Origin of the sequence: Bacillus sp. JJ722 (assembly GCF_036963345.1) — a bacterium.
Classification (GTDB): domain Bacteria; phylum Bacillota; class Bacilli; order Bacillales; family DSM-1321; genus Bacillus_AD.
Window position 1 is genome coordinate 1 of the sequence record NZ_JBALMO010000113.1, and the last position, 6,780, is coordinate 6,780.

General features: G+C 36.4%; 6 protein-coding genes. 5 read left to right on the forward strand and 1 reads right to left on the reverse strand.

Annotated features, from left to right (window positions below; translation table 11 throughout):
- Positions 1 to 364: 364 nt before the first annotated feature.
- From pxpB to V7014_RS14920, 5 genes are all read left to right on the forward strand, one after another.
- The gene (gene pxpB, locus V7014_RS14900) at positions 365 to 1,075 is read left to right on the forward strand and encodes a 5-oxoprolinase subunit PxpB (protein ID WP_335508225.1); all 711 of its coding nucleotides are present in this window, start codon (positions 365 to 367) and stop codon (positions 1,073 to 1,075) included.
- Entirely contained in the window at positions 1,072 to 2,028 is a 957-nt protein-coding gene (locus V7014_RS14905) for a biotin-dependent carboxyltransferase family protein (RefSeq protein ID WP_335508226.1), read from the forward strand. The genes pxpB and V7014_RS14905 overlap by 4 nt, the downstream gene beginning before the upstream one ends.
- 12 nt (positions 2,029 to 2,040) lie before the next feature.
- Complete coding sequence (locus V7014_RS14910; protein WP_335508227.1) at positions 2,041 to 2,811, forward strand: LamB/YcsF family protein; 771 nt, start codon at positions 2,041 to 2,043, stop codon at positions 2,809 to 2,811.
- Positions 2,812 to 2,921: 110 nt separating this feature from the next.
- The gene (locus tag V7014_RS14915; RefSeq protein WP_335508228.1) at positions 2,922 to 4,112 is read left to right on the forward strand and encodes an NRAMP family divalent metal transporter; all 1,191 of its coding nucleotides are present in this window, start codon (positions 2,922 to 2,924) and stop codon (positions 4,110 to 4,112) included.
- Positions 4,113 to 4,124: 12 nt separating this feature from the next.
- Complete coding sequence (locus V7014_RS14920) at positions 4,125 to 4,922, forward strand: putative hydro-lyase (protein WP_335508229.1); 798 nt, start codon at positions 4,125 to 4,127, stop codon at positions 4,920 to 4,922.
- Positions 4,923 to 5,003: 81 nt separating this feature from the next.
- Here V7014_RS14920 and ilvD read toward each other — a convergent pair whose 3' ends face one another.
- Complete coding sequence (gene ilvD, locus V7014_RS14925) at positions 5,004 to 6,683, reverse strand: dihydroxy-acid dehydratase (RefSeq protein ID WP_335508230.1); 1,680 nt, start codon at positions 6,681 to 6,683, stop codon at positions 5,004 to 5,006.
- Positions 6,684 to 6,780: the final 97 nt, after the last annotated feature.

A 6,780-nucleotide genomic window follows, 5' to 3' on the forward strand; every position in this document is an offset into this window, starting at 1 on the left:
TTTTTTTAACCGTTTAAAAATGATGTTAAAAATAAAAAAAATCTCTAACATAAAAATACTTTGGTTGATTTGAAAAAAAACCTGAAAAATACGTGTTTTTTTATGCATGATTCTATACATTATTAAAGAAAAATCCCCTTATATTTTGCTATAAATTTCTAAATAATTATTCAATTATCTAACTAAATCATCCCATGATTTTTCAAAGAATCCCGTGCTAAACACTGTTCGTGAAGTTTTACACATAAAAAAATCTTTGATTTTTTATATTATTTTAGTATAATCAAAATAATAGTTTTACAAACTATATGTATTTTTATACAAAAATATATTTTTAAGTGAACGTTTAAAGGAGGTGTCACTGTTGAATTATTCGCTTTTTCCACTTGGTGACCAAGCTGTCATTATTGAGTTAGGTAATGAAATCCATCCCAATATCCAACAAAAAGTACAAATCGTCTCAACTTTATTTGAAGAATCAATGCAAGACTGGATAATTGAATACATTCCAGCTTTCACAACGGTTACACTTTTTTATGATCCCGTCATCATACATAATAAGTATTCTTCAATCCTTCCATATCAATATGTTTGTACAGAAATCAAAAAATTACTAAGTACTTTTCAAATCAATGAAACACTAGAACCAAGAGTGGTAGAAGTTCCGGTATATTACGGTGGGGAATTCGGCCCTGATTTACAATACGTGGCCGAACATAATAATTTAACAACTGAGGAAGTAATAAATATACATTCTTCAGGAGAGTATCTCGTGTATATGATTGGCTTCGCACCAGGCTTTCCTTATCTAGGAGGCATGAGTGACCGGATAGCCACACCACGAAGAGAATCTCCCCGATTGAAAATTCCTCCAAGATCTGTTGGTATTGCTGGTGAACAAACCGGTATCTATCCGATAGAAACACCTGGAGGCTGGCAAATTATTGGACAAACTCCCTTACCTTTATTTTTACCTAATGAAAATCCTCCTACATTATTAAAATCTGGTGACATCATAAAATTTAGATCTATAAGCTTCAGTGAATTTCAAGAATTGGAGGCACAGCATAAATGATTACAGTATTAAAGCCTGGGCTTCTAACGACTATACAAGATTTAGGTCGTTTTGGTTTTCAAAAATATGGAGTAATTGCAAGTGGAGCAATGGATCAGCTATCTCACCGAATCTCCAATATTTTAGTTGGTAACAATGAAAGCGAAGCCGCTATTGAAATGACTTTGCTTGGACCAAAACTACAATTCGACAAAGATTGTGTAATCGCTATATGTGGAGCTGAATTTACACCATCAGTAGATGGAAACACCATTTCAATGTGGAGACCTATATCAGTTAGTAAGGGGAGTGTCTTAACATTAGGTTCTGCAAAGAAAGGCTGTAGAGCATATCTATCCGTTTCAGGTGGTTTTTCCATTCCTGAAGTGATGAATAGCAAATCTACTTATTTAAGAGGAAATATCGGTGGATTAAATGGTAAAGCTTTTCAAACAAACGATCAAATCATTTTGTCTGAGTCACCGATCAACATTCGCGTACATAATAATTGGAGACCCACAACGAAGATCGTACCAAATCTAGAAACAAACAAAACAATAAGAGTAATAAAAGGCCGACAATTCCATTCCTTTAGTGAAGAAAGTCAGCATGATTTTTTAACAAAACAATTTGAAGTAACAACGAATTCAGATCGAATGGGATATAGACTAAAAGGACCTGAATTAACAATGAAAAAGCAAGAAGAAATGATATCGGAAGCTGTTAGTTTTGGTACAATTCAAGTTCCATCTGAAGGGAATCCTATTGTATTGTTAGCTGACCGTCAAACTACAGGAGGATATCCTAAAATAGCACAGGTAGCAACTGTTGACCTACCACATTTGGCTCAAACTAAGCCGGGTGATAAACTTAGCTTTATTGAAATCAGCCATGAGGAAGCCCAAAAGCTTTATTTAAAACGAGAATTCAAGTTGAAAATTTTAAAGAAAGCCATTAATTTCAAGTTGCATTAGGAGGATGAGATCATGTCTTTTATTGATATTAACTGTGATATGGGAGAAAGCTTTGGAGCCTACATGATGGGGCGAGATGAAGAAATACTCGATTATATCACTTCAGCCAATATTGCTTGCGGCTTTCATGCGGGTGATCCGACAACAATGCGTAAAACCGTCCAATTAGCATTAGACAAGAATGTTGGTGTCGGCGTACATCCTGGATTTCAAGATTTAGTAGGCTTTGGCCGTAGAAATATGAATGTATCGTCTCAGGAAGTATATGATATCGTTACATATCAAATTGGTGCATTATATGCTTTCGTTAAAGCAGAAGGTGGTACATTACAACATGTTAAACCACACGGTGCTTTGTATAATATGGCTGCAAAAAGCGCATCACTATCAGAAGCAATAGCTGAAGCTATTTATAAAGTAAATCCAGAATTAATCTTGTTTGGCTTATCAGATAGTGAATTAGTAAGAGCAGGTAAACGTATTGGCTTGCGCTCAGCAAATGAAGTGTTCTCTGACCGTACGTATCAAAGTGATGGTTCATTAACACCAAGAAGCGAGAATAATGCAGTTATTAAAGAATCTGATATAGCTGTTAAACAAGTAATAAAAATGATTAAAGAAGGAAAAGTTCAATCACAACAAGGGATTGATATTGCCATCGAAGCCCATACCGTTTGTATTCATGGTGATGGAGTACATGCCTTGGATTTTGCAAAGTACATTTCAACTTCACTAAAAGAAGCTAACATTAAAGTTGCTAAAATAGCAGAATTTTTAAAATAAAAAATTTTGATGTATATTTTTATTTAAGTTCTCTCCTCTAATACTAGGCGACTACTTTACTCACAGAATTTATTTAACTGAACTTTGACAACAGATACGGAGGAAAATATATGAAACAACAATCTCGTATGAGTTTATTATTAGGAGCTGCATTCCTAATGGCAACCTCAGCCATTGGCCCAGGCTTTTTAACGCAGACAACCGTTTTCACAGAACAACTTTTAGCAAGCTTTGGGTTCGTTATTTTAATTTCCATTATTATTGATATTGGTGCACAAATGAATATATGGCGAATCATCGCTGTCTCAGAAAAACGCGCCCAGGATATTGCGAATGATGTTTTACCAGGGCTTGGTTATTTTCTTGCTGCTTTAATCGTATTAGGTGGACTTGCATTTAATATTGGTAATATTGCTGGAGCAGGTATGGGTGTAAATGTTATATTCGGAGTATCACCAGAATTTGGTGCACTAATTAGTGGAATAATCGCTTTAGGAATCTTTCTTGTACGAGAAGCTGGAAAGGCAATGGATCGTTTTGCACAAATAATGGGATTTGTCATGATTATTCTCATGGTGTATGTCATGTTTAATGCACAGCCGCCGGTTGGTGAGGCAGTGGTAAAAACATTTGCACCAGATAAAATTGACTTTTTTGCCATCGTTACTTTAGTAGGTGGTACAGTAGGGGGCTACATTACGTTTGCTGGTGGTCACCGATTACTTGATGCAGGAATTAAAGGTCAAAAAGCTTTACCAGAGGTTACTAAGAGTGCTGTAAGTGCAATTGGAATTGCGTCTATTATGAGAATATTCTTATTCTTAGCTGCGCTTGGTATTGTTTCGCAAGGTCTACCATTAGATCCAAATAACCCTGCAGCATCTGTTTTCCAACATGCAGCAGGTAATGTTGGTTATAAAATGTTTGGAATTATTATTTGGGCGGCTGCCGTTACATCTGTAATAGGTGCAGCGTATACATCCGTTTCATTTATTAAAACATTAAGTAAAACAGTAGATAAGTATGAAAAATGGTTTGTAATTGGATTTATCGTAATATCAACAAGTGTTTTCGTATTAGTAGGTCAACCAGTTAAAATACTTCTTCTAGCAGGGTCTTTAAATGGACTAATCTTGCCAATCGCTTTAGGTGTTATGTTAATTGCTGTATATAAAAAGAGCATTGTTGGAGATTATAAGCATCCACTATGGATGACGATATTTGGCGGGTTAATCGTAGTAACAATGGCTTATATGAGTGGTGTAACATTAATCGACGGTATTCCACAACTATTCGAGTAAAAATTGGGAGGGATGAAGTTGGATTCGATACTAAGCAAATCACCAAGTGAATTAAGAGAACTGATTCGTAATAATCAATGGCTGAAGCCCACATCAGGTTTAGCAAAGGGATATATTCAAGCAAATTTGGCGGTACTTCCTAAGGAACAAGCATTTGATTTTCTATTATTTGCACAAAGAAACCCAAAATCTTGTCCGATTATTGATGTAACAGAACCAGGTTCTGGTGTGCCAACTTTATCCGCCCCAGATGCAAATATTAAAACAGATATACCGAAGTATAGAGTATTCCGAAAAGGAATATTATCAGAAGAATTAACAGATGTAACATCTGTTTGGGATGACAATATGGTTGGATTCTTAATTGGTTGTAGCTTTACTTTTGAAGAGGCTCTCTTACAAAATGGCATTCCAATTAGGCATATTGAAGAAAACTGCAATGTACCGATGTATAAAACGAATATTCAAAGCATCAAGGCGGGGCAATTTGAGGGACCTATGGTTGTAAGCATGCGCCCAATGACAGAGAAAGATGCAATTCGTGCAATACAAATAACTAGTCGATTTCCTTCAGTACATGGAGCACCTGTTCATATTGGAAATCCCAAAGCAATTGGCATCAAAAATATTAATCAACCTGATTTTGGAGATGCCGTTACAATTCACCCAGGTGAAATACCCGTGTTTTGGGCGTGTGGTGTTACTCCGCAAGCAGTTGCCATGCATGTCAAACCAGAAATAATGATTACACATGCACCAGGACATATGTTTATTACAGATTTAAAAAATGACCAATTTAGTATTTTATAATGTAAAAGAATAGTAGAGTTGAAATTAAAAAAGTCCTTTCAAAGGTTATACACCTAATTGAAAGGACTTTTCTTATTTTAATTAGATTTTCATTACGCCACCAGTATTAGCAGAAGTAACAAGCTTAGAATAACGAGCTAGGTAACCTGTTTTAACTTTTGGTTCGAAGCCTTTCCAATTTGCTTTACGTTTTTCCATTTCTTCATCAGAAATTTCTAATTGAATTGTTCGGTTATTCATATCTAATTCAATGATATCGCCATCTTCTACAAATGCGATCGGACCGCCTTCAGCGGCTTCAGGTGAAATATGACCAATACTGATACCACGAGATGCTCCAGAGAAGCGTCCGTCCGTAATTAAACCAACTTTCGCTCCAAGACCTCTACCTACAATTTGTGAAGTAGGGGCAAGCATTTCAGGCATACCAGGTCCACCTTTTGGTCCTTCATAGCGAATAACAACTACGTCGCCTTCTTTTACCTTACCTGTGATAATACCCGAGAGTGCTTCTTCTTGTGAATCGAAGCAAATTGCAGGTCCTCTATGATAACCACCTACCGATTTATCAACAGCACCAACTTTAACAATGGATCCTAGAGGTGCTAGATTTCCAAAAAGTACAGCAAGTCCACCTTGCTCAGAATGAGGATTATCTAATGGGTGGATAACATCTTTATCGAGAATTTCAGCACCTGCTACGTTTTCTCGTAATGTTTTACCACTAACTGTTAAGCAATCGCCATCAAATGCACCTGGCTTTTTCAATAATTCATTAATGATTGCACTAACACCACCAGCATTGTGCACATCTTCAATATGATAATCTGAAGCAGGTGCAATTTTTGCAAGATGAGGAACACGAGCCGCAATTTCATTAATGCGTTCCATAGGGTATTCAAATCCTGCTTCATGTGCTAAAGCAAGGGTATGTAGAACAGTATTTGTTGAACCACCCATCGCCATATCTAAAGCAAATGCATTATCAATCGCGTCGATTGTAACAATATCACGAGGTTTTATATCTTTTTTGATTAGTTCCATTAATTGTTTTGCAGAGCGCTTAACAAATTCTTTACGTTCTTCAGCAACAGCAAGAATAGTACCGTTACCTGGAAGAGCTAAACCTAAACCTTCTGCTAAACAGTTCATTGAGTTAGCCGTAAACATTCCTGAACATGAACCACATGTTGGACATGCTACAGTTTCAATTTCTTGTAGTCTCGCTTCATCAATTTGTCCAGATTGGTATGCACCAACACCTTCGAATACGGATGTAAGAGAGAGCGATTTTCCTTCGCTGTCTTTACCAGCTTTCATTGGACCACCACTAACGAAAATACTTGGAATATTGACACGAAGTGCAGCCATCATCATACCTGGAGTGATTTTATCGCAGTTTGGAATACAAACCATTCCGTCAAACCAGTGTGCAGATACAACCGTTTCAATTGAATCAGCTATAATCTCACGGCTCGGTAAAGAATAGCGCATTCCGATATGTCCCATTGCAATTCCATCATCAACACCGATTGTATTGAATTCAAATGGAACCCCACCAGCTTCACGAATTGCTTCCTTTACAATTTTTCCGAATTCCTGTAAGTGAACATGCCCTGGAACAATATCAATATAGGAATTACAAACGGCAATAAACGGTTTGCCGAAGTCTTCGTCTTTAACGCCAGCTGCTCTAAGCAAGCTTCGATGCGGAGCACGGTCAATACCCTGCTTAATCATGTTGCTACGTAATTCAGTCATGCAAAATCATCTCCATTAATAAAAAGTTATCAATTATATCAAAATCATTTGAATTATTGCTCATTTTAACACTAATTCTAAGAATATCCTATAATAT

What these genes read in the sequence shown, in the direction of transcription:
- V7014_RS14910 (WP_335508227.1), top strand. Translation starts at nt 2,041, where the DNA reads ATGTCTTTTATTGATATTAACTGTGATATGGGAGAAAGCTTTGGAGCC.
- V7014_RS14915 (WP_335508228.1), top strand. Translation starts at nt 2,922, where the DNA reads ATGAAACAACAATCTCGTATGAGTTTATTATTAGGAGCTGCATTCCTA.
- V7014_RS14905 (WP_335508226.1), top strand. Translation starts at nt 1,072, where the DNA reads ATGATTACAGTATTAAAGCCTGGGCTTCTAACGACTATACAAGATTTA.
- V7014_RS14920 (WP_335508229.1), top strand. Translation starts at nt 4,125, where the DNA reads ATGAAGTTGGATTCGATACTAAGCAAATCACCAAGTGAATTAAGAGAA.
- ilvD (WP_335508230.1), bottom strand. Translation starts at nt 6,683, where the DNA reads ATGACTGAATTACGTAGCAACATGATTAAGCAGGGTATTGACCGTGCT.